The sequence below is a fragment of the Streptomyces sp. NPDC101181 genome (assembly GCF_044767975.1).
Taxonomy (GTDB): domain Bacteria; phylum Actinomycetota; class Actinomycetes; order Streptomycetales; family Streptomycetaceae; genus Streptomyces.
Window position 1 is genome coordinate 640,004 of sequence record NZ_JBIWOX010000001.1, and the last position, 21,082, is coordinate 661,085.

The 21,082-nt window shown below is 72.7% G+C and carries 20 protein-coding genes and 1 tRNA gene; 4 read left to right on the forward strand and 17 right to left on the reverse strand.

Annotation, left to right across the window (positions count from 1 at the left end; translation table 11 throughout):
- Positions 1 to 8: 8 nt before the first annotated feature.
- A complete protein-coding gene (locus ACIRRU_RS02710) occupies positions 9 to 497 on the forward strand; it encodes a GNAT family N-acetyltransferase (RefSeq protein WP_403675246.1) in 489 nt (162 codons plus the stop codon).
- Positions 498 to 584: 87 nt separating this feature from the next.
- Here ACIRRU_RS02710 and ACIRRU_RS02715 read toward each other — a convergent pair whose 3' ends face one another.
- A complete protein-coding gene (locus ACIRRU_RS02715; protein WP_403675248.1) occupies positions 585 to 1,046 on the reverse strand; it encodes a GNAT family N-acetyltransferase in 462 nt (153 codons plus the stop codon).
- A 44-nt stretch (positions 1,047 to 1,090) separates the two neighbouring features.
- Positions 1,091 to 2,695, reverse strand: coding sequence for a sigma-70 family RNA polymerase sigma factor (locus ACIRRU_RS02720; protein ID WP_403675616.1), 1,605 nt, complete (start codon positions 2,693 to 2,695; stop codon positions 1,091 to 1,093).
- A gap of 142 nt (positions 2,696 to 2,837) precedes the next feature.
- Between ACIRRU_RS02720 and ACIRRU_RS02725 the strand changes: the two genes are divergently transcribed.
- Entirely contained in the window at positions 2,838 to 3,944 is a 1,107-nt protein-coding gene (locus tag ACIRRU_RS02725; protein WP_403675251.1) for a multiprotein-bridging factor 1 family protein, read from the forward strand.
- 65 nt (positions 3,945 to 4,009) lie between these two features.
- On the opposite strand, the gene ACIRRU_RS02730 is transcribed toward ACIRRU_RS02725, so the two are convergent.
- Positions 4,010 to 5,236 (reverse strand): S1 family peptidase, encoded by a 1,227-nt coding sequence (locus ACIRRU_RS02730; protein WP_403675254.1) that lies wholly within the window; start codon positions 5,234 to 5,236, stop codon positions 4,010 to 4,012.
- Between the two features lie 393 nt (positions 5,237 to 5,629).
- Between ACIRRU_RS02730 and ACIRRU_RS02735 the strand changes: the two genes are divergently transcribed.
- Positions 5,630 to 5,962, forward strand: a complete 333-nt coding sequence (locus tag ACIRRU_RS02735) for a hypothetical protein (protein ID WP_403675256.1) — start codon at positions 5,630 to 5,632, stop codon at positions 5,960 to 5,962.
- 120 nt (positions 5,963 to 6,082) lie between these two features.
- On the opposite strand, the gene ACIRRU_RS02740 is transcribed toward ACIRRU_RS02735, so the two are convergent.
- From ACIRRU_RS02740 to ACIRRU_RS02790, 11 genes are all read right to left on the reverse strand, one after another.
- Positions 6,083 to 6,301, reverse strand: coding sequence for a hypothetical protein (locus ACIRRU_RS02740; protein ID WP_363201181.1), 219 nt, complete (start codon positions 6,299 to 6,301; stop codon positions 6,083 to 6,085).
- A 213-nt stretch (positions 6,302 to 6,514) separates the two neighbouring features.
- Positions 6,515 to 7,801, reverse strand: coding sequence for an LCP family protein (locus ACIRRU_RS02745; protein ID WP_403675619.1), 1,287 nt, complete (start codon positions 7,799 to 7,801; stop codon positions 6,515 to 6,517).
- 322 nt (positions 7,802 to 8,123) lie between these two features.
- The gene (locus ACIRRU_RS02750) at positions 8,124 to 10,718 is read right to left on the reverse strand and encodes a DUF4118 domain-containing protein (RefSeq protein WP_403675259.1); all 2,595 of its coding nucleotides are present in this window, start codon (positions 10,716 to 10,718) and stop codon (positions 8,124 to 8,126) included.
- A gap of 33 nt (positions 10,719 to 10,751) precedes the next feature.
- On the reverse strand, positions 10,752 to 11,435 hold the full coding sequence (locus tag ACIRRU_RS02755) for a response regulator (protein ID WP_403675262.1): 684 nt from the start codon (positions 11,433 to 11,435) through the stop codon (positions 10,752 to 10,754).
- A gap of 107 nt (positions 11,436 to 11,542) precedes the next feature.
- Entirely contained in the window at positions 11,543 to 12,217 is a 675-nt protein-coding gene (locus ACIRRU_RS02760) for a potassium-transporting ATPase subunit C (protein ID WP_403675265.1), read from the reverse strand.
- A 5-nt stretch (positions 12,218 to 12,222) separates the two neighbouring features.
- Positions 12,223 to 14,331 (reverse strand): potassium-transporting ATPase subunit KdpB, encoded by a 2,109-nt coding sequence (gene kdpB, locus ACIRRU_RS02765; RefSeq protein ID WP_403675267.1) that lies wholly within the window; start codon positions 14,329 to 14,331, stop codon positions 12,223 to 12,225.
- Positions 14,328 to 15,992 carry a potassium-transporting ATPase subunit KdpA gene (gene kdpA, locus ACIRRU_RS02770; protein ID WP_403675270.1) on the reverse strand — a complete coding sequence of 555 codons (1,665 nt, stop codon included), beginning with the start codon at positions 15,990 to 15,992 and terminating at the stop codon, positions 14,328 to 14,330. Before kdpA ends, kdpB begins: the two co-directional genes overlap by 4 nt.
- 8 nt (positions 15,993 to 16,000) lie before the next feature.
- Positions 16,001 to 16,090, reverse strand: coding sequence for a K(+)-transporting ATPase subunit F (gene kdpF, locus ACIRRU_RS02775; RefSeq protein ID WP_363201174.1), 90 nt, complete (start codon positions 16,088 to 16,090; stop codon positions 16,001 to 16,003).
- A complete protein-coding gene (locus ACIRRU_RS02780; protein ID WP_363201173.1) occupies positions 16,087 to 16,242 on the reverse strand; it encodes a hypothetical protein in 156 nt (51 codons plus the stop codon). The genes kdpF and ACIRRU_RS02780 overlap by 4 nt, the downstream gene beginning before the upstream one ends.
- A gap of 140 nt (positions 16,243 to 16,382) precedes the next feature.
- Entirely contained in the window at positions 16,383 to 17,717 is a 1,335-nt protein-coding gene (gene lysA, locus ACIRRU_RS02785) for a diaminopimelate decarboxylase (protein ID WP_403675275.1), read from the reverse strand.
- Between the two features lie 38 nt (positions 17,718 to 17,755).
- Complete coding sequence (locus ACIRRU_RS02790; protein WP_363201171.1) at positions 17,756 to 18,091, reverse strand: SAV_915 family protein; 336 nt, start codon at positions 18,089 to 18,091, stop codon at positions 17,756 to 17,758.
- Between the two features lie 201 nt (positions 18,092 to 18,292).
- Here ACIRRU_RS02790 and ACIRRU_RS02795 point away from each other — a divergent pair, with 201 nt between their 5' ends.
- Entirely contained in the window at positions 18,293 to 18,769 is a 477-nt protein-coding gene (locus ACIRRU_RS02795; RefSeq protein WP_403675278.1) for a universal stress protein, read from the forward strand.
- A gap of 139 nt (positions 18,770 to 18,908) precedes the next feature.
- Here ACIRRU_RS02795 and ACIRRU_RS02800 read toward each other — a convergent pair.
- The 3 genes from ACIRRU_RS02800 to ACIRRU_RS02810 form a co-directional block, all read right to left on the reverse strand.
- Positions 18,909 to 18,982: transfer RNA gene (locus ACIRRU_RS02800), tRNA-Ala, on the reverse strand.
- A 93-nt stretch (positions 18,983 to 19,075) separates the two neighbouring features.
- The gene (gene glpR / locus ACIRRU_RS02805) at positions 19,076 to 20,284 is read right to left on the reverse strand and encodes a gephyrin-like molybdotransferase receptor GlpR (protein WP_403675281.1); all 1,209 of its coding nucleotides are present in this window, start codon (positions 20,282 to 20,284) and stop codon (positions 19,076 to 19,078) included.
- Positions 20,285 to 20,441: 157 nt separating this feature from the next.
- On the reverse strand, positions 20,442 to 21,071 hold the full coding sequence (locus ACIRRU_RS02810; RefSeq protein ID WP_363201168.1) for a GNAT family protein: 630 nt from the start codon (positions 21,069 to 21,071) through the stop codon (positions 20,442 to 20,444).
- Positions 21,072 to 21,082 lie beyond the last annotated feature (11 nt).

A 21,082-nucleotide genomic window follows, 5' to 3' on the forward strand; every position in this document is an offset into this window, starting at 1 on the left:
TACTCAGCATGTTTATTCACCCTCGCCCCTTCGACCACCCCGACGCCGTCAAGCTCAACGACCAGGTCCAGCTCGAATACGCCGAGCGCTACGGCGACGAGGGCGATGTCACCCCGCTCGACCCGGCCATGTTCGTCCCGCCGCGTGGCCTGTATCTGCTGGCCTACGACGAGCTGGAGCGCCCGGTGGCGACCGGGGGCTGGCGCACCCAGGACCGCAACGACGAGGGCTACGCGGACGGCGACGCCGAGATCAAGCGGATGTTCGTGGTGCCCGAGGGGCGCGGCCGGGGGCTGGCCCGGCGGATGCTCGCCGCCCTGGAGGAGGACGCCCGCGCCGCGGGCCGGACCCGGATGGTGCTGGAGACCGGCGACCAGCAGCCGGAGGCCGTGGCGCTGTACACCTCGTGCGGCTACACCGTCTGCGACGTGAAGTTCGGCCACTACCGGACGTACGACAGCAGCATCTGCATGGCCAAGCCGCTGCGGCAGCCGTAGGGGTCCGGCCGCGCACCCCGGCAGGGCGGGCGGTCCCGCGCCCGGGGTCCGGCCGGACGGGCACGCGCCGCGGTGCGGGGCGCCCGGTCACCCGCCCCCGCCGAGCACCAGGAGCACATGCTCGTCCGCACCGTGCCGCACGGTGCCGGTCGCCGTGAACCCGCACTTCTCCAGCAGGCGTACGGAGCCGGTGTTGCCCGCGAAGGGGTCCGCGTACAGCGGGCGGGCCGTCTCCCGCTCCAGGAACGCGGTCAGCGCCTCGGTGCCGATGCCCCGGCCCCAGAACGGACGGCCGAACCAATAGCCGAGGAAGCGCCGGTCCCCCTCCCACCAGGCCGCGATGTTCCCCGCGGTCTCCCCGTCCACGACGACCGCCTGCACGAAGTTGGCGGGATCCCCCAGCACCCGCGTCCTCCAGTGCCTCATGAACGCGTCCCTCTCGCGGGGGACGAACCGCGACCGCCGCACCGCCTCCGGATCGTGCTCGTACGCGAGGAAGACCTCCAGGTCATCGGCCACGACGTCCCTGAGCCGCACACTGTTCTCCATACCGGCCGAGTGTGGCACCCGCCACTGACAGTCGGCCCGCTCGCTCACCTCGGGGTGGCCAGCACCTGCGTCCAGTACGGGCCGCGCGGGGAGTCGGCGAGACCCACCCCCACGTGGACGAAGTCGCAGTTGAAGATGTCGTTGTCGCGCCCCGGGCCGGCCCGCCACTCCTCGACGGCCGCCGCCGGATCGCTCATCCCGGTCGCGATGGTCTCGCCGACGGCCGACCAGACGTAGCCCGCGGCGCTCACCCGGTCGCCCACGCCCCGGCCCGTGGAGTCGGTGTGGCCGAAGTAGTTCCGTGCGGCCATGTCCGCCGAGTGCCGCTCGGCGATCTCGGTGAGCCGGGGGTCGGTGCGCAGGTCCGGGCAGCCGTTCTCGGCGCGCAGGGTGTTGACCTCGGTGACCACCCGGGCCTCCGGCTCGGGCGCGGCCATCAGCTCCGGGACGGCGGGCGTCGGTGCCGGGGAGGCGGCGCCGGAGCTCCGGCCCGGCGCGGGAGTGGCCGGTGCGGAGGTGGCCGGTGCCGACGGGGCCGGCGCGGAGGTGGTGGGCGTGGGAGTGGCGGGCGCGGAGGTGGCCGGCGTGGGGGTGGCCGACCCGGGCGCGGGCTCGGCGGGGGCGGCGGCCGGGGGCTGCGGGGGCGGTGCGCTGCGCGTGACGTCCCCACCCCGCGAGACGGGCGGCGCGGGCTCGGCGGGCCAGAAGTAGACGGTCAGCGAGGTCACCGCGGCCGCCGCGGCTATGAGTCCCGCCACACCCGCCGCCTTCCCGGCCGGGAAGGCACCGAAGGCCCCGGAGACACCGGAGGCGGCGGGAGCGGCGGCGGCCGCGCCGGAGGCCGAGCTCCCGGCCGAGACGGAGGCGACGGCCGCCGTCACCGCCTGCCCGGTGTCGTGAACCGGCAGCACCAGTGCGAGGCCGGAGAGCAGCCCCTCCGGCGGGACGAGCCCCGCGCTCCCGGCGGCGCAGGAGCCGCACGCCCGCACATGCCGGGCGATCCGCTTGCGCCACAGGGGCGTCGGCGTCCCGTCCCAGTCGCCCAGCAGCTCCGCCAGGTCCGGGCAGCGGGGGTCGGCCGCCAGGGCCCGTACGACCGCCCGGCCGGTGTCCAGCTGGTTCTTCACCCGCTGGACGCGCACGGCGGCGTGCTGCGGGGTGAGGCCGAGGGCGTCGGCCAGTTCGGCCCGGGTCAGCTCGCCGGTGGTCTCCAGCCACCACAGGGACAGCACGTCGCGCTCGGAGCCGTCCAGCCAGCGGGTGGCCTCGGCCGTCTCGCGCCGCTGGCCGGAGAGTTCGAGGCGCCAGATGGTCAGGTCCACGAAGTCGGCTGCCGGGTCCGCGGGGTCCTCGTCCGCCTCCAGCGAGGCGGGCCGGTGGCCGAGCCCCGACCAGCGGGTGCGGACCTGGTTCATGGCGATGGCGACGAGCCAGGAGCGGAAGCGGGCCGGGTCGCGCAGCGACGCCAGGCCGGACAGCGCCCGCAGCATGGTCTCCTGCACGACGTCGTCGACGTCCGGATGGCCGTTCAGCGCCCGCCCGACGACGTTGTAGACGAGCGGCAGGTACTGGGCGGCGAGCCGTTCCCCGGCTGCCCGGTCGCCGTTCCTCGCCGCGATGACCAGAGCGGTGCTGTCCACGCCGTTCACGTCCTTCGTTCGGTTCGCCACCGGAATGTGGGACAGGTCACCCCTGGGGGTTTTGTTATCCGCCGCCCGTCCGGTGGTCCACCAGTATGCGGGGAGGTGCGAACGGCCCCGCCGGGAGACCACCGGAACCACGGGGAGGACCATGACGAGCGGAGCGGACACCGACCGCGGGCTGCCGGACGAGCCGGCCGCCGCCGGAGCACGGCCCGGCGAGCCGCCCGCCCTTGGAGCACCGGCCGCCGGGGCGCGGGGCGTCGAGGCCCCCCACACCACCGCGGCCCGCACCGGGGAGGCCATCACCTCCTCCGCGCTGCACGCCGCGGCCACCGGCGCCGACACCTTTCCCGGAACGCTCCGGGAGGCGCTGACCCGCCGCGGGCTGTCGCTGGAGCGGGTGAGCGAACGGCTCAGGGTGCGCGGCATCACCATCAGCCAGGCCACCCTCAGCAGCTGGCAGCGCGGCCGCAGCCAGCCGGAGCGGGCCCGGTCCCTCCAGGCGGTGGACGTCCTGGAGGAGATCCTGGAGCTGCCGTCCGGCACCCTGCGCTCGCTGCTGGGCCCGCGCCGCCCGCGCGGCCGGGTTACCCCGGTCGGCAGCGAGCGGGCGGCGCTCCAGATCCTCGGGGAGGACTCGGTGGTGGAGAAGGCGCTCGGCGCGCGCTTCCGCCACTTCAACCAGGAGACGGGTTCGCTGATGGTGCACGACATCGTGCGGGTCGGCGAGAACGGCACGATGAGCGGGATCTCCACCACCAACGTCCTGCGGGCCAGCCGGGCGGGGGCCGACCGGGCGGTCTTCGTCCTCAGCTTCGACGACGAGGCGGCCGAGCCCGTCGACATCAGGGTCACCTGCGGCCGCCTGGCGGAGGCCACGTACCTGAAGGGGCTCAAGTCCCTGGTACTGGAGATCCACTTCGGCCGGGAGCTGGCCAAACTGGACACCACGGTGGTGAGTTACGCGGTCGACGTGAGCCCGTCCGAGACCCCGGCCACGCACTACGAGCGCTGGTCGCGGACGAACCTGCACGAATACCTCCAGCAGGTCTTCTTCCACCCGGGCGCGCTGCCGGTGGACTGCCACCGCTACGTCCGGGAGAAGGTCGGGGCCCCGCCCCGGGCCAAGCGGCGCATCCCGCTGAGCGACACCCATGACGTCCATGTGCTCACCTCCCGCTGCAAGCCCGGGGTCCACGGGGTGGCGTGGGACTACGGACCGGGAACGGCTGGTACGGGAGACCGCCCAGGATGAGTGGACGGTCTCCCGCGTCAGGGGGCAGGCCGTGAGCCCGGCCGATGGTGCTGACTCGGTGGTGCCTACTTGGTGTTGAGCGTCAGCCCGTAGTACGCCAGCGCGTCGTCGAGCGGCTGGAAGTAGGACGAGCCGGGCGAGTTGACCTGGCCGTTGCACCGCTGGCTGATCGGTCCGCCGGAGGTCATGCCCTGGGCCTGATCGCCGGAGACGTACGCCCCGCCGCTGTCCCCGCCCTGGGTGCAGACGCTGGAGCTGGCGAGACCGGTCACGACGGTGTCCGGACCCCCGTTCTGGTCGGTGTAGGTGACGCTGACGTTGTACGAACCGACCTTGCCGCAGGTCCACTGGGTGGTCTGGCCGGACTTGCAGAGCGCCGCGCCGGAGGGGGCCCGCTTGCTGCCCTTGACCGGGACGGTGCCCGCCTTGCCGTACGTGGTGATGTCCAGACCGATCGAGTTGCCGGAGTCGACAGCCGCGATGCCCATGTCGACGCTGCGGGTGCCCAGCGCGAAGCGGGTGTTCGTGCCCTTGGCGAACCGCTTGCCGTTGTAGGCCAGTTCGGGCAGGTCCTCGATGCAGTGCCCGGCGGTCACGAGCACCTGCTTGCCGCTGCGGTCCTTGGCGCCGTAACCGACCGAGCAGAGATAGCCGTTGAAGGTCATCCGGCTGCCCGGCGGGACGACGGCCTGGGTCTCCAGCTTCTCCTGGCCCTGGACGACCCGTACGGCGTCACCGTTGCTCTTCGCCGCCTTGAGGAAGCTGCGGGTCGCCGCGTCCGACGCCCCGTTGACCTCGACGGTGACGGTGTCCGACGCGAGGTCGACCGACCAGGCCGACACTCCGGCGGGGGCGCTCTTGAGGGCCGTGGCGTCCAGCCGCGCCTTGATCCGGTCGAGCTCGGTCTCACCGCGCTCCGGGACCCGTGCTGCGAGTCCCGCCGCCCTGACCTCCTTCGCCGCCTCGGCGTCGGCGGCGTTGACGACCAGCGACCCGTCCTTGGCGAAGAAGGCCCCGAGCGTCTCGACCCGGTCCTTCCGCAGCTCCGCGAACCGGTCCTGCTCCCGGGCCTCGCGGTCCAGCCGCTCGACGGCGGCCTTCTCGCTGACACCCAGCGTCTTCGCCAGGGCCCGCACCATCTCCGGCTGGTACGCCGGAGCCGAGGCGGCCGCCGGAGCCGAGGGCTCCCCGGCCGTACCGGCGTAGGCCCCTGTGGCGGCTCCGGCCGACAGAAGGGCGCCGATGGAGGCGGCCACGATGTATCTGCGCGCGTTCTTCTTTCCGTGCTTCACGCGATTCCTTCCGCTACGCAGGCGAGCGTCCAGACAATGGGGGGGGTGGCCACGCCGCGCTTGGGGACGCGCGACGTGTTCCGTGGACACTGCCCGGCGGCGATGACATGTTCCTGTCGCCGCGCCTCGAACTCTGGCGCAGCCGCAACTGCCGGGACAAGAAGTGACGGTGGGGGTCTTTTCTACAGAACTGGCCGAGAACTGTAGAGAGATCGCCGGTCTCCGCGAGAACGGACCGGCCGCACCGGCTCTCCGGCCCTTCGCCGGGCCCGCCTCTCCCGACCTCGTACGATGCGCGATCGCAGAGGGCGCCGGAGGGCGCCGCTGGGCTGAACACAGGGGGGGCGGAACGGGGACGACCGGGTCTTCGCCGACGTCACCTTCGTCCACCCGGTGGCGCCCGCGTTCGTCCATCCGGTGGCGCCCGCGCCGGGAGGGGGCGACGACCGGATCGTACGCACCGTCGTGCGCCGCGAGACCGTCATGAGCCGGGACGACCCCGCCGAGGTCGTCACGGAGCCGGGAACCTTCTCCGCGCGGTCGTACAAGACCGACCTGACCAAGGGCGGCCGCGAGGGCCCGACCGGCTGTCTGACGCCCCCCTTCGGGGCGGACCGCCCGGCCGGCACGACCGGTGACGCCATCGACCCGTACGACCGCGGCACCCCGATCGACCAGCGCGGCCGCGACGTTGACGACCGCTGCCGGACCGCCGCCCGGTCCTGAGCGGACGGCCGCACTCACCCATAGGGCGGGGGCCGCCGGAGCGCCCGCCGGGCGCGGGCGACGACGCGCGGTCACGGCGCCCAGGGGGTCCCCGGGGCGCCGCGCACTAACGGCGGTCGGCTACTTCGCCGCACCCAGCGCGGCGAGGGCCTGGGCCCAGCCGACGTACTTCAGGTCCGCGAGATCGGCGACCGTCCTGATGCCGAACGCCTCCTTGAGCAGGTCGCCCTGCCGGTCCGAGACACCCTTGAGCGCGGACACCGGCGCCTCCAGCACCTCCGGCAGGCTCTTGTCGGCCCACGCCTTGTCCAGCACCTTGTCCAGATCGATCGAGGCCACGCTCGTTTCCCTCCTCGTTCCGCGCTCCCGTGAGGCGCGCACATGTGCGCCGGGGCGGCCCGGGCTCGCGCCCCGCCCCGGCATCGACGACAAGCGTGTAGAGCATAGGAAGGGGATCGCCCGGCGGACGGGCGACGGCGGGAAATCGACCGGGAATGTCCGGAAGACGCCTCCCCGCCCCCACCCGCCCTTTTCGGCCAGGGGAGTTGTCCGTCAGACGGTGCCGGGGTAGTCCGCCCCGACCACCAGGGTGAGCGTCCGGCCGCCCTCGGAGGCGGCCGGTTCCGCCGCGACCCCGTCCAGGCGGGAGGTGAGAACCCGCGCGTGTTCCTCCAGCCCCGCCGGGTGCCGTACGGCCGTACGCTCCGCCGGAGCGGGCGCGTTGCCCGTGCCGGTGACCGTGTAGCCCAGCGCGCGCAGCTCCTCGGCGACCTCCGCGGCCCGCCCGGCGGTGCCGGTCCCGTTGAGCACCCGGACCGTGACCGACCGGGCGTGGACGGGGTTCGCCGAAGCGGCCGCCAGGTCCTCCTTGTCGGTCTCGCGGTCCCGGGCCAGGGCGTCGAAGAGGTCGGCGGCCTGCGGGTACTGCCAGACGACGTTGGCCCGGTCGGACGGCACGTCGGCCTCGCGCGCGTAGTTGGGCACGGTGAGGAAGGTGAGCCGGTCGGCGGGGATGCCCTTGACCTCGGCGGCGAGGGCCGCCAGGGGTTTGATTCCGGCCAGCGCCCGGTCGGTGGTGAGGGAGCTGGTGGCGGAGTCGAGGAAGCCGTAGAGGTCGGCCGGGCTGGTCAGGGTCTGCTGGGCCTTGGCCGCCAGCGCCTCCAGGAACTCCTGCTGGCGTCCGATGCGTCCGAGGTCGGAGCCGTCGCCGACGCTGTAGCGCGTACGGACGTAACCGAGGGCGTCCTCGTCCTTGACGGTCTGGCAGCCCGCTTCGAGGTCGAGGCGGGCCTTCTTGTCGCGGATGGCGGTCTCGGGGCACACCTCGATGCCGTCCAGGGCGTTCACCATCCCCTTGAAGCCCTGGAAGTCGACGGAGACGAAGTGGTCGATGCGCAGGCCGGTGTTCCGCTCGACGGTCTTGATCGTGCAGGCCGCCGCGGTCGCCACGTCACCACTGGACCCTCCGATGGCGAACGACTCGTTGATCTTGAAGCGGTGCGGCGCGGAGACGCTTCCGTCCCCGCGCTCACAGGCCGGTATGGGGACCCAGGAGTCACGCGGCAGCGAGACGACCGTGGCCCACTCCCGGTCGGCGGCCACGTGCAGGACCATCAGCGTGTCCGACTGCATGGTCTCCAGGCCCTTGCCGTAGCCCGCGTTCCCGCCGGCCCGGCTGTCCGAGCCGACCACCAGGACGTTCCTGGAGCCGGGGCTCAGGTTCGTGGGCCGGTCGCCGCCGATCCGGCCGTCGACGTCGGCGGCGTGGATGTTGCCGTTCAGCTCGCCGTAGATCCAGGCCCCCGCCCCGGCGACGCCCAGCACCAGCACGGCCAGCACTCCGGCCGACCACAGCACGATCCGGCCGCGCCGGGTCAACGGTGCCTTGCGGCCGCGCCGCTCCCCCGCGCGGCGGCCGTGGCGTTGTACGGTGCGGCCTCGCCGCCCCCGGCCTCCCGTTCCCACGCCTGCCCTCCGAACGCTCCGCCCCGCCCCGCGTGTGTGCCGCCTCCGGGGGTTACGGCCGCACCCTGCGGCCGAGCGAACTCTACAGTCATGTAGACATGCGGCTTCCGGGGCCCCCGCCGGGTCGCGCACGCCCCGGCGCCCGGGACGTGGAAGCCGCAGGGCACCGGGGCGCGGAAGCCGCAGGTCAGCGGCGTTAGGGCGCAGGCTCCGCGGCCGGGCCGGGGGGCGGCCCCGCGGCAGGGGGCGGAGGTGCGGCGGATTGCGGCGGAGCGGCGGAGTCCGGTGGTGCGGCGTCGGTACGCGGCAGGCCGAGGACCATGGTGAGGCCGCCGCCCGGGGTGTCCTCCGCGGTCAGGGTGGCGCGGATCGCCTCGGTGAAGCCGCGCGCGACGGCCAGCCCGAGCCCGACGCCCGCGCCGCGCGGCGCGTCCCCGAGCCGCTGGAACGGTTCGAAGATGTGCTCCTTCGCCGCGTCCGGCACCCCGGGACCCCGGTCGACGACGCGGAGTTCGACCCGGTCGGGCAGGCTGCCGGCGGAGACGAGGACGGGCAGGTCCTCCGGGCTGTACTTGACGGCGTTCTCCACGATGTTGGCCACGACCCGCTCCAGCAGGCCCCGGTCCACGTCGACCATGGGCAGGGTCTCCGGGATGTCCAGCTCCACCCGGCCCTCGGGAACACCGCCCAGCGCCATCGGCACGACCTCGTCCAGGTCCGTCTCCCGGATCAGCGGGACGACGGTGCCCGTGTTGAGGCGGGACATGTCCAGCAGGTTGCCGATCAGCGCGTCCAGCCGGTCCGCCCCGTCCTCGACGCCTTCGAGCAGCGCCTCCCGGTCCGCCTCCGACCAGGCCACGTCCCGGGAGCGCAACGAGGTCACCGACGCCTTGATGCCGGCCAGCGGGGTGCGCAGGTCGTGGCTGACCGCGGCGAGCAGCGCCGTACGGAAGCGGTCGCTCTCGGCCAGTTTCCGCGCCTCCTCCGCCTGGCCGACCAGGCGCTGCCGGTCCAGGGCGACCGCGGCCTGCGCGGCGAACGCGCCCAGCACCCGGCGGTCCTCGGCCGGCAGCGCCCGGCCGCTGAGGACCAGGGCCAGGTTCTCCCCCACCGGGATGTCCACGTCGGCGTCCTCGGGGCAGCCGACCGGGTCGCCTCCGGCCGTCGCCGCACGGGTCCAGGGGTCGACCTCGCTCGCCCGCTCCAGCAGCGCGACGGACTCCATCGCGAAGGTCTCCCGCAGCCGCTCCAGCAGCGCCGCGAGGGAGTTCTCGCCCCGCAGGATGCTGCCCGCGAGGAAGGAGAGGATCTCCGACTCGGCGCGCAGCCGGGCCGCCTGGTGGGTGCGGCGGGCCGCCAGGTCGACGACCGAGGCGACGGAGACGGCCACCCCGACGAAGATGACGATGGCGACGATGTTCTTCGGGTCGGCGACCGTGAACCGGTGCAGGGGTGTGGTGAAGAAGTAGTTCAGCAGCAGGGAGCCGAAGGCCGCCGAGGCGAGGGCCGGGAGCATCCCGCCGAGCAGGGCCGCCGCGACGGTGGCGGTCAGGAACAGCAGCATGTCGTTGGCGAGACCGAGGTCGGGGACCACGGTGCTGAGCAGCAGGGTGAGCAGGGCGGGCCCGGCGACCCCGACCAGCCAGCCCCCGACGATCCGCGCTCTTCCCAGCCGGGCGCCGCGCGCGATCGGCAGCCCGCGGCCCTTGGCGACGGCGTCGTGGGTGACGATGTGGACGTCGAGGTCGGGGCCGGACTCCCGGGCCACGGTGGCGCTGACGCCGGGGCCGAGGACGTACTGCCAGGTCTTGCGGCGGCTGACGCCGAGGACGATCTGGGTGGCGTTGACGCCGCGGGCGAACTCCAGGAGCGCCGAGGGCACGTCGTCGCCGATGACGTGGTGGAAGGTGCCGCCGAGGTCCTCGACCAGGGTGCGCTGGAGGGCCAGTTCCTTCGGGGAGACGGCGCGCAGCCCGTCGTTGGCCGCGATGTAGACGGCCAGTACCTCGCCCCCGGCGCCCTTCTCCGCGAGGCGGGCGGCGCGGCGGATCAGGGTGCGGCCCTCGGGCCCGCCGGTCAGTCCGACGACGATGCGCTCGCGGGCCTGCCAGGTGGTGCGGATGTCGTGCTCGCCCCGGTACTGCTGGAGGTATTCGTCGACCCGGTCCGCCGTCCACAGCAGCGCCAGCTCCCGCAGGGCCGTGAGGTTGCCGGGCCGGAAGTAGTTGGACAGCGCCGCGTCCAGCTTGTCCGGCTGGTAGATGTTGCCGTGCGCCATCCGCCGCCGCAGCGCCTGCGGCGACATGTCGACCAGCTCGATCTGGTCGGCACGGCGCACCACCTCGTCGGGCACCGTCTCCCGCTGCCGTACGCCCGTGATCGACTCCACGACGTCGCCGAGCGACTCCAAGTGCTGGATGTTGACCGTCGATATGACATCGATCCCGGCCTTCAGCAGCTCCTCGACGTCCTGCCAGCGCTTCGCGTTCCGCGACCCGGGGACGTTGGTGTGCGCCAGCTCGTCCACCAGGGCGACCGCGGGAGCCCGCTCCAGCACGGCGTCCACGTCCATCTCGGTGAACACGCCGCCCCGGTAGTCCAGTTCACGGCGGGGCACCAGCTCCAGGCCGTGCAGCATCACCTCGGTGCGGGGCCGCCTGTGGTGCTCGACGAACCCGACGACCGCGTCGGTGCCGCGCTCCACCCTGCGGTGCGCCTCGGAGAGCATCGCGTACGTCTTGCCGACGCCGGGCGCCGCTCCCAGGTAGATCCGCAGCTTTCCGCGTCCCATGATGTGCTCTCGTTCCTCGGTGGCGGGCGGGCGTCAGGGTTCGAAGCGGTAGCCCATGCCCGCCTCGGTGATCAGGTAGCGCGGGTGGGCCGGGTCGGCTTCGAGCTTGCGCCGCAGCTGGGCCATGTAGACCCGCAGGTAGTTGGTGTTCTCCTGATACGTGGGACCCCACACCTCGCGCAGCAGCGCGCGCTGCGACACCAGGCGGCCGGGGTGGGCGACCAGGATCTCCAGCAGGTGCCATTCGGTGGGGGTGAGCCGGACCGCGGCGCCGTCGCGCAGCACCTTCTTCGCGACCAGGTCGACGGTGAAGGTGTCGGTGGTGACGACGGTCGGCGTCTCGGCCTCGGCGGTCGACTGCCGCCGCCGGGTGGCCGCCCGCAGCCGGGCCAGCAGCTCGTTCATGCTGAACGGCTTGGTCACGTAGTCGTCCGCCCCTGCGTCCAGGGCGCGCACCTTGTCCTCGGACATGTGGCGGGCGGACAGCACGATGACGGGCATTCTGCCGCCCCGCCGGATCGCGGTGACCAGGTCCACGCCGTCCATGTCCGGCAGACCGAGGTCCAGCAGGACGACGTCCGGCCTGCGGTCGGCGAGGAGCCGGAGCGCCGTCTGCCCGTCGGTGGCCTCCTCGACCGTGTAGGCGCGGGCCTCAAGGTTGATCCGGAGGGCGCGGACCAGGTGCGGGTCGTCCTCCACCACCAGTACCCGGGGCATGGGCGGCGTCTCTTTCCTCGTCGGGGGGCGGAGCTCTCGGACAGGCGGGGCACCGGCGGGGCGCGCGGTGTGCGCGTCCCCCCGGTGCCCGGTGCCGTGCGTCGCTGTCATCGGTTCCCGGTCAGGTCCCGCAGCGCGGTGTTGAGCTCCAGGACGTTCACCCGGGGCTCGCCCAGGAACCCGAGGAGCCGTCCGGAGGTGTGCTCGGCGACCAGCCTGTCGACCGTCGGCACGTCGAGGCCGTTGCGCTCGGCGACCCGGTGGACCTGGAGCTCCGCGTACGCCGGTGAGATGTCCGGGTCCAGTCCGGAGCCGGAGGAGGTGACGGCGTCGGCGGGGACGTCGGCGGGCCTCACCCGGTGCGTGGCCGTGGAGTTGTCCTTGACCACGGCGGCTTTGGCGTCCTTCACCCACCGGATCAGCTCCTCGTTGTCGCCGGAGCGGTTGGTGGCTCCGGAGAGGATCAGGGAGTACTGGGTGTTGACGCTGTTGCTGCCGAGCCCGTTGGAGGGGCGCGGCTGGAACCACTTCAGGTCCGGGGCGGGCGTCTCCTGCCCGTCCTTGGCGGGGAGGTCGTAGCGCTGGCCGATGAGGGAGGAGCCGACGACCTGCCCGCCGCCGTCCCTGATCTCGGAGCCGTTGGCCTTGTCGTGGAAGAGCGCCTGGGCGACGCCGGTGACGGCGAGCGGGTAGATCACCCCGCAGACGAGGGTGAGGACGAGCAGGGCGCGCAGGCCCGCGCCCAGGACGCGTGCGGTGCCGCTGACGGAGGTGTGGGTCATGGCGATCAGCCGATTCCGGGGATGAGGGAGATGAGGAGGTCGATGAGCTTGATGCCGATGAACGGGGCGATGAGACCGCCGAGTCCGTAGCGGAGCAGGTTGCGGCGCAGCATCGTGTCGGCGCTCGCGGGCCGGTAGCGGACGCCCTTGAGGGCGAGCGGCACCAGCGCCACGATGATCAGCGCGTTGAAGATGACCGCCGACAGGATCGCGGACTCCGGCGAGGACAGGCCCATGATGTTGAGCTTGTCCAGCGACGGGTAGGCCACCGCGAACATGGCCGGGATGATCGCGAAGTACTTGGCGACGTCGTTGGCGATCGAGAACGTCGTCAACGCACCCCGGGTGATCAGGAGTTGCTTGCCGATCTCGACGATCTCGATCAGCTTGGTGGGGTTGGAGTCCAGGTCCACCATGTTCCCGGCCTCCTTGGCGGCCGAGGTCCCGGTGTTCATCGCGACGCCGACGTCCGCCTGGGCCAGGGCCGGGGCGTCGTTGGTGCCGTCGCCGGTCATCGCGACCAGCTTGCCCCCGGCCTGCTCCCGCTTGATGAGGGCCATCTTGTCCTCGGGCGTCGCCTCGGCCAGGAAGTCGTCGACCCCGGCCTCCTCGGCGATGGCCCTGGCGGTCAGCGGGTTGTCCCCGGTGATCATGACCGTACGGATGCCCATCCGGCGCAGCTCGTCGAACCGCTCCCGCATGCCCTCCTTGACCACGTCCTTCAGGTGGATCACGCCCAGGACGCGCGGGCCCCGGGTGTCCTCCACGGCCACCAGCAGCGGGGTTCCGCCGGCCTGGGAGATCCGGTCGGTGAGCGCGAGCGCGTCCTCGGACTCCTGCCCGCCGCGCTCCTTCACCCAGGCCCCCACGGCCCCGGTCGCGCCCTTGCGGACCTTGCGCCCGGCGAGGTCGACGCCGGACATCCGGGTCTGCGCGGTGAACGCGATCCACTCGGCGTCGGCCAGCTCGCCCCGGTCCCGCTCCCGCAGCCCGTACCTCTCCTTGGCCAGCACCACCACCGACCGGCCCTCGGGGGTCTCGTCGGCGAGCGAGGACAGCTGGGCGGCGTCGGCGAGATCCGTCTCGGTCACCCCTTCGACGGGGAGGAACTCGGCGGCCTGCCGGTTGCCCAGGGTGATGGTGCCGGTCTTGTCGAGCAGCAGCGTCGACACGTCGCCCGCCGCCTCCACCGCCCGCCCCGACATCGCCAGGACGTTGCGCTGGACCAGGCGGTCCATGCCCGCGATGCCGATGGCGGACAGCAGCGCGCCGATCGTGGTGGGGATCAGGCAGACCAGCAGCGCGGCCAGCACGATCATCGACGTCTGGCCGTCGGCGCCCGCGTAGATCGCGAACGGCTTCAGGGTGACCACGGCCAGCAGGAAGACGATGGTGAGGGAGGCCAGCAGGATGTTCAGGGCGACCTCGTTGGGCGTCTTCTGCCGGGCCGCGCCCTCCACCAGGCTGATCATCCGGTCGATGAAGGTCTCGCCCGGCTTGGTGCTGATCCTGATGACGACCCGGTCGGACAGCACCTTCGTACCGCCGGTGACGGCCGAACGGTCCCCGCCGGACTCGCGGATGACCGGCGCCGACTCCCCGGTGATCGCGGACTCGTCGACCGAGGCGACACCCTCCACGACGTCCCCGTCGCCGGGGATGACGTCTCCGGCCTCGCAGACCACCAGGTCACCGACGCGCAGGTCGGTGCCCGGGACCCGCTCCTCGTCCGGGCCGCTGAGCCTGCGGGCGACCGTGCCGGTCTTGGCCTTGCGCAGGGTGTCGGCCTGGGCCTTGCCGCGCCCCTCCGCCACCGCCTCCGCGAGGTTGGCGAAGAGGGTGGTCAGCCAGAGCCAGGCGGCGATCGCCCAGCCGAACCAGTCGGTGGGGTCCGCGACCGCGAGGACGGTGGTGACCACCGAGCCGACCAGGACGACGAACATCACCGGCGACTTGATCATCACGCGCGGGTCCAGCTTGCGCAGCGCGTCCGGGACGGACCTCAGCAGCTGCCGCGGGTCGAAGAGACCGCTGCCGACCCGGTCGGCAGTCCCCTGGCCGCCGGAGGGCGGCAGGTCTCCGTGGGGAGCGCGGGTGGGAGTGGCGGTGCTCATGAGGCGAGCCCTTCGGCGAGCGGCCCCAGCGCGAGGGCGGGGAAGTAGGTGAGTCCGGTGACGATGAGGAGGGTGCCGACGAGCAGCCCGGCGTAGAGCGGCTTGTCGGTCCGCAGGGTGCCGGCGGTCTCGGGTACCGGTTTCTGTTCGGCGAGCGAACCGGCCAGGGCCAGGACGAACACCATCGGCAGGAACCGGCCGAGCAGCATGGCGATGCCGATGGTGGTGTTGAACCACTGGGTGTCGGCGTTGAGCCCGGCGAACGCGGAACCGTTGTTGTTGGCGCCGGAGGTGTAGGCGTACAGGATCTCGGAGAAGCCGTGCGCCCCGGTGTTGGTCATCGAGTCGGCGGGGGTGGGCAGGGCCATGGCCACGGCGGTGAAGCCGAGGACGAGGGCCGGGGTGACCAGGATGTAGCAGGCGGCGAACTTGATCTCGCGGGTGCCGATCTTCTTCCCCAGGTACTCGGGGGTGCGGCCGACCATCAGCCCGGCGATGAACACCGCGATGATCGCCATGATCAGCATGCCGTAGAGACCGGAGCCGACACCGCCGGGGGCGATCTCGCCGAGCTGCATGCCCAGCATCGTGATGCCGCCGCCGAAGCCGGTGTACGAGGAGTGGAACGAGTTCACCGCACCGGTCGAGGTGAGCGTGGTGGCCACCGCGAAGAGGGACGACCCGGCGATGCCGAACCGGGTCTCCTTTCCTTCCATGGCCCCGCCCGCGATCTCGAACGCGGGCCCCCGGTGGGCGAATTCGGTCCACATCATCAGCGCGGTGAAACCGATCCAGATGACGGCCATCGCCCCGAGAATCGCGTATCCCTGCTTCAGCGATCCGACCATCCGCCCGAATGTCCGCGTCAGTGCGAACGGAATGAGCAGGATGAGGAAGATCTCGAACAGGTTGGACAGCGGGTTCGGATTCTCGAAGGGGTGGGCGGAGTTGGCGTTGAAATAACCGCCGCCGTTGGTGCCCAGCTCCTTGATGGCCTCCTGCGACGCCACCGCGCCGCCGTTCCATTCCTGCGTTCCGCCCAGGAACTGACCGACCCCGTGGATTCCGGAGAAGTTCTGGATCGCGCCGCAGGCGACCAGCACGACCGCGCCGATCACCGAGATCGGGAGCAGGATACGGACGGTGCCGCGCACCAGGTCGGCCCAGAAATTGCCGAGTTCACCGGTACGGGCCCGGGAGAAACCGCGCACGAGCGCCACGGCGACCGCCATGCCGACGGCCGCGGAGACGAAGTTCTGCACCGCGAGGCCGCCGGTCTGCACGACATGGCCCATGGCCTGTTCGCCGTAGTACGACTGCCAGTTGGTGTTCGCGACGAAGGACGCGGCGGTGTTGAACGCCTGGTCCGGGTCGATGGAGGAGAACCCGAGCGAACCGGGCAGCGAGCCCTGCACCCGCTGCATCAGGTACAGGAAGAGGACGCTCACCGCCGAGAAGGCGAGGACGCCGCGCAGATAGGCGGGCCAGCGCATCTCGGCGGCCGGATCGGCGCCGATGACCTTGTAGATCCACTTCTCCGGCTTGTAGTGCCTCTCGGAGGAGTAGACCCGGGCCATGTAATCGCCCAGCGGACGGTAGGCCAGGGCGAGAGCGGCTATCAGGGCGAGCAGCTGGAGCACACCAGCGATCTGGGAACTCATATCAGCACTCAGAACCTCTCCGGGTAAAGGAGAGCCAGCACGAGATAACCGACCAGGGAGACGGCCACGACGAGGCCGACGATGTTCTCGGCGGTCACAGCTTGGTCACCCCCCGGGCGATGAGAGCCACCAGTGCGAATACCGCGATCGTGGTGGCGACGAAGGCCAGATCGGCCATCGCGAGCTCCTGATTGACGTGAGGATGGGAATCGGCCGTTTGGCCGATACGAGCAAACCCCGACTTCGGCACGGCGATAAGCCACTTTGACGGGGTTCTTACGGAGAGGGGGAAACCCTTGACGCCCGTCTGACGCGGGAGGCACATGCGGTGCGACGCAGCGTCACGGCCGCCCGGCAGGGAGCGACGGCCACCGGGCGGCCCCCTCGCCGTCAGACGCCGACGTCCCGCCGCCGGAAGTCCTCCTGCGTCTCCCGCCGCACCAGCAGCCGGGCCGCGCCCCCTTGGACCGCGACGACGGGCGGCCTGCCGACGAGGTTGTACGCGGAGGCCATGGACACCTGATAGGCCCCGGCCACCGGCACGGCGATCAGGTCCCCGGGGCGTACGTCACCGGGCAGCGGGACGTCGTCGGCGAGGACGTCCCCCGCCTCGCAGTGCCGCCCCACGACGGTGGCGGTCACCGGCTCGGCACCGGTGGCCCGGCCGATCAGCCGCAGCGCGTAGCGGGCGCCGTACAGGGCGGGCCGGGGGTTGTCGCTCATGCCGCCGTCGACGGCGACGAACACCTTGCCGCCGGTGTGCTTGACGGCGAGGACCCGGTACAGCGCCACCCCCGCCGGGGCCACGATCGCCCGCCCGGGTTCGACGGCCAGCCTCGGCACCGGCAGCCCGGCGGCCGCGCAGCTGGTGGCCAGCTCCGCGTTCAGGCGGCGGGCGAGAGCGGCCACGTCGAGCGCGGGCTCGCCGGGCCGGTAGGCGACCCCGTGGCCACCGCCCAGGTCGAGTTCGGGGAACGTCACGCCGTGGCTCTCGCGGACCCGGGCCATCAGCCCGACCATGCGCCGCACCGCCACCAGATACGGCTTCACCTCGGTGATCTGTGAGCCGATGTGGCAGTGCAGACCGGTCAGTTCGAGCTGCGGCTGCCCGAGCACCCGGGCGATGGCGTGCTGCGCGGACCCGTCGGTGAGCGACAGGCCGAACTTCTGGCCGTCCGTTCCGGTACGGATCTTCTCGTGCCCCCCGGCCGCGACGCCGGGCACCACCCGCACCATGACCTTCTGGCGGCCCGGGAGCCCGGTCAGAGCAGCGATCCGGGCCACCTCCGACGGGCTGTCGACGACGATCCGCCCCACGCCGAGCCGCAGCCCCAGCTCGATGTCACGGGGTGTCTTGGCGTTGCCGTGCAGCACCACGCGCTCCGGCGGGAACCCGGCCGTGACCGCCAGCTCCAGCTCCCCGGCGGAACAGACGTCCAGCCCCAGGCCCTCCTCGTGGATCCACCGGACCATGGCCCGGGACAGGAACGCCTTGGCCGCGTACACCACGTCGGCCTGCGGGAACGCCGCCCGGTACATCCGGCAGCGGGCGCGTATCTCGTCCTCGTCCAGCACGTAGGCCGGGGTGTCGAAGCGGTCGGCCACCTCGGCGAGCGAGAACCCGCCGACGCTGAGATGCCCGTGCGGGAGCCGGGTGGTGGACCCGGGCCAGACGGACAGGCCGTCCAGACCGGCGGAGTCCTCGGTGAGCAGGGAAGCGGACATGGCGGCGGCTCCTCGAAGGGCGGGGCGTGCGGCCCGGGTCACAGGGCGCGGGCGGGTACGTCGGCCGGGCAGGCCGCCGACGCGGTGACGGCGGGGGCCGAGAGGACCGGGTCGACGACGAGCCGGCCGACGCCGAGGGGCGCGGCGAGTGCGCGCAGGGCCGGTTCGGCGAGCCTGACCGCCGGGTGCCCGGCGCCCAGCGTCGCGGCCAGCAGCTCGGGGCGGGAGAACCCGACCGCGGTGCGCTCCCCCAGCGGGGTGCGGAACAGCCGCAGCGCCGACCCCGCCTCCCGGGACCGGACCGGCACGTACAGCGGCCGGACCGGGGCCTGTTCGTCGGGGTCGGGGTCGTCGTCGTACAGGTAAAGGCACATGGCTGTCCTCCAGGGAGCCTCGCGGCCGGCTGTCGCCGGGCGCATGACGCCGAAGCTATGCCCGCCGCACCCCCCGTCACCCCGGCGCCTGACGCCACTTTGACGGCGGCCGGGCAGTTCATACGGATCACTGACGCGCACGGCCCGCCCGCGGCCCTTCAATGGGAAGCCGGAACGGATACCCGTCAGGAGGACAGTGCGGTGGGGCAGAGAATCGTGGTCGGCGTGAGCGGTTCCCCGCGGGGCCTGGCGACCCTGTACCGGGCCACCGTCGAGGCCCGGGAGCGCGGGGCCGGCCTGTGCGCCGTACTGGCCTGGCAGCTGCCCGGCGGCGGTCTCGGCGGCCGGGCGACCTACGGCACCACGGTGCTCGGCGAGTGCCGGGCGGCGGCGGTGGAGCAGCTGCGCGCGACGCTCGCCCTGGCGTTCGCCGACGCCCGTCCGGGCGTCCCGGTGTCCGGCCTCACCGTGCGCGGCGAGCCGGGCGCGGTGCTCGTGGAGGCCGCCCGCTCGGCCGACGACCTCCTGGTCGTGGGGACCGGCACCCGCCGCGGCTGGTTCCCGGGCCTCCGCCCGTCGGTGGCCCGCTACTGCCTGACCCACGCGACCTGCCCGGTCCTCGCGATCCCCCCGGACCCCCTGGACGCGGAACTCGCCGCACTCCTGGGCACGGCCTGACCGACTCCCGTACGCGGCAGGCCGATCCGACCGGGCACCGGCCCCGGACGGGCCCGACAAACGCGAAATCCCGCCCAGTTGACATAACTGGACGGGATCTCGTCACCATTCCTGAGCCAACTCAAGAACAGCTGCGCTGTGGACCTGTGGGGATTTGAACCCCAGACCCCCTCGATGCGAACGAGGTGCGCTACCAGACTGCGCCACAGGCCCTTGCGACGAGTGAAACTCTAGCACCCTCAACCGGGTGCTTGGAAATCCGTTCCTCCGCTGGTCAGCGGCGTCGGGTTTCCGGGCTCCCCCGCCTCACTCGTTGGCCGCGCGCGGCCGGTCCTCGTCGTCGTACTGGTCGAAGAGCGGGGTCCTGCCGCGGTCGCGGGAGCGGCGCGACTGGTGGGTGCGCTGGCGCGGCGCCGGGTCGACCGCGGGGGCCGCCGGGTGCGAGGTGCCGGTCCGGGTGGGCTCGGCGGTGCTGGAGCGGGCCGCGCTCCACGTCTCCGGGTCGCCGACCTCGACGCCGCCCGAGGCCCGGGGGGCGACGGGGGCGGTGACGTAGGTGGGCAGCGGGACGGGGACGGGCTCCCAGCTGTCGCCCTGGACCCGGCCGCGCTCGCGCTGCTGGTCCACCCACTCCGCGTGGTCCGTCTGCTCGACGAGGGCGCGGCGGCCCGCCTCCTGGGGGGAGACGGTGGGGGTGGGCTCCGGCTCCGCGTGGTGGGCCTCCGCGTCGTCGTCGGACTCGGCGGGAGCGGGGACGGCGGGCTGGTGCCTGCGGGGGCGGTTCTCGCGCAGCCGCTGCGCCGCGTCCTCGGCCCGGCGCCGGTCCATGGTGAAGGCGAACCGGCGTCGCTCCTGGGTCCGCAGATGCACGATGTAGGTGCTGAGCAGCACGGCGGGTACGGCGGGCGCCCACAGCAGGCCGAGCCCGCCGACCGCCGCGACGACCGCGCCGATGGTGAAGGCCAGGAAGAGGACGACCGTGGTCCGCCTGCGTCGCGCGAGGACCTGGGAGCGCTGGGCGCGCCGGGCCCGTTCGGCCTCGGCGGCGCCGGAGCGGGACCGCTGCCGGGCCCCGGGGTCTGCGGGGCGCTCGCCCGTGCGGCGCTCGTGCGCCTGCCGGTCCGGCGGCTGCTGGCCGAAGGCCCTGGGGTCGTGCGCCGGGCGGCCGGAAGCCGGGTGGCCCGGGGTGCGCTCGGGAGCGTGCGCCGGGTCGGAGGATCTGGCGTCCGGGTGCGCCGGGGGCGTGGCGAAGGCCCGGACGTCCACGGATTCCATACGGTCCGTTTCCCGGTCCGGGTCGGCGTCGGGCGCCGCCTCCTCAGCGGTGCGCTCCCGCAGCTCCTTGGCGTACCGGCGCTCCATCGCCGCACGTCCGGACAGCAGCCGGATGGCGGTGCTGAAACGTTCCGTGGGACGGGCCTCGTTCAGCTCGTCCTGCCTGCGGAGCCACATCGGCACCAAGTAGGCGGCCCAGGCCCCGACGATGACTGCGTAGATGAGGCCGCTGCTGCTCACGCTCACACCGTAGAGGGGTTTGCACGGGAGGATCCGCCAATTGACACGGTGTGTCGCACGATCCGGCTGATATCACGGACTTTTTTTGTGATTGTTCGAATCAACAGCGCCCGAAAGTGTGACTGATTGACGCCAATGAGCGATCAAATTCGAACACTTATTTTATTTCATCGGTCGGCCCATAGCTGCGCGGTACGACCGGGCGCGACCGGCGCCACCTCCGGAGCATGCCCTCGGGCACCTCCTCGGCGGTCAGGGCGAAGATCAGATGATCCCGCCAGGCCCCGTCGATGTGCAGATAGCGCGGGCGCATCCCCTCGGACCGGAATCCGAGTTTCTCCACCACCCGGCGGCTGGGGGCGTTCTCCGGCCGGATGCAGACCTCGACCCGGTGCAGGCCGACCGTGCGGAAGCAGTGGTCCACCGCGAGCGCCACTGCGGTCGGCATGACTCCGCGCCCCGCGACGCTCCGGTCGACCCAGTAGCCGATGTGGCCGGAGCACATCGATCCCCAGGTGATGCCCGCGACGGTGAGCTGACCGACCAGCCGCCCCTCGTACTCGATGGCGAACGGCAGCATCCGCCCGGCGTTCGCCTCGGCCCGCAGATGACGGACCATCTGCCGGTACGTCGGGCGCTGCGCGACCGGACCGCCGGGGGCGGGCGGGGGGACCGTGGCCTCCCAGGGGCGCAGCCAGTCGCGGTTGCGCCGGTTGACCTCGCGCCACACCCGCTGGTCACGCATCTTCATCGGGCGCAGGACGATCTCGCCGTCGGTCAGCGTCACCGGCCAGGTCG

What these genes read in the sequence shown, in the direction of transcription:
- ACIRRU_RS02710 (WP_403675246.1), top strand. Translation starts at nt 9, where the DNA reads ATGTTTATTCACCCTCGCCCCTTCGACCACCCCGACGCCGTCAAGCTC.
- ACIRRU_RS02715 (WP_403675248.1), bottom strand. Translation starts at nt 1,046, where the DNA reads ATGGAGAACAGTGTGCGGCTCAGGGACGTCGTGGCCGATGACCTGGAG.
- ACIRRU_RS02725 (WP_403675251.1), top strand. Translation starts at nt 2,838, where the DNA reads ATGACGAGCGGAGCGGACACCGACCGCGGGCTGCCGGACGAGCCGGCC.
- ACIRRU_RS02750 (WP_403675259.1), bottom strand. Translation starts at nt 10,718, where the DNA reads ATGGGACGCGGAAAGCTGCGGATCTACCTGGGAGCGGCGCCCGGCGTC.
- ACIRRU_RS02755 (WP_403675262.1), bottom strand. Translation starts at nt 11,435, where the DNA reads ATGCCCCGGGTACTGGTGGTGGAGGACGACCCGCACCTGGTCCGCGCC.
- ACIRRU_RS02760 (WP_403675265.1), bottom strand. Translation starts at nt 12,217, where the DNA reads ATGACCCACACCTCCGTCAGCGGCACCGCACGCGTCCTGGGCGCGGGC.
- kdpB (WP_403675267.1), bottom strand. Translation starts at nt 14,331, where the DNA reads ATGAGCACCGCCACTCCCACCCGCGCTCCCCACGGAGACCTGCCGCCC.
- kdpA (WP_403675270.1), bottom strand. Translation starts at nt 15,992, where the DNA reads ATGAGTTCCCAGATCGCTGGTGTGCTCCAGCTGCTCGCCCTGATAGCC.
- lysA (WP_403675275.1), bottom strand. Translation starts at nt 17,717, where the DNA reads ATGTCCGCTTCCCTGCTCACCGAGGACTCCGCCGGTCTGGACGGCCTG.
- ACIRRU_RS02790 (WP_363201171.1), bottom strand. Translation starts at nt 18,091, where the DNA reads ATGTGCCTTTACCTGTACGACGACGACCCCGACCCCGACGAACAGGCC.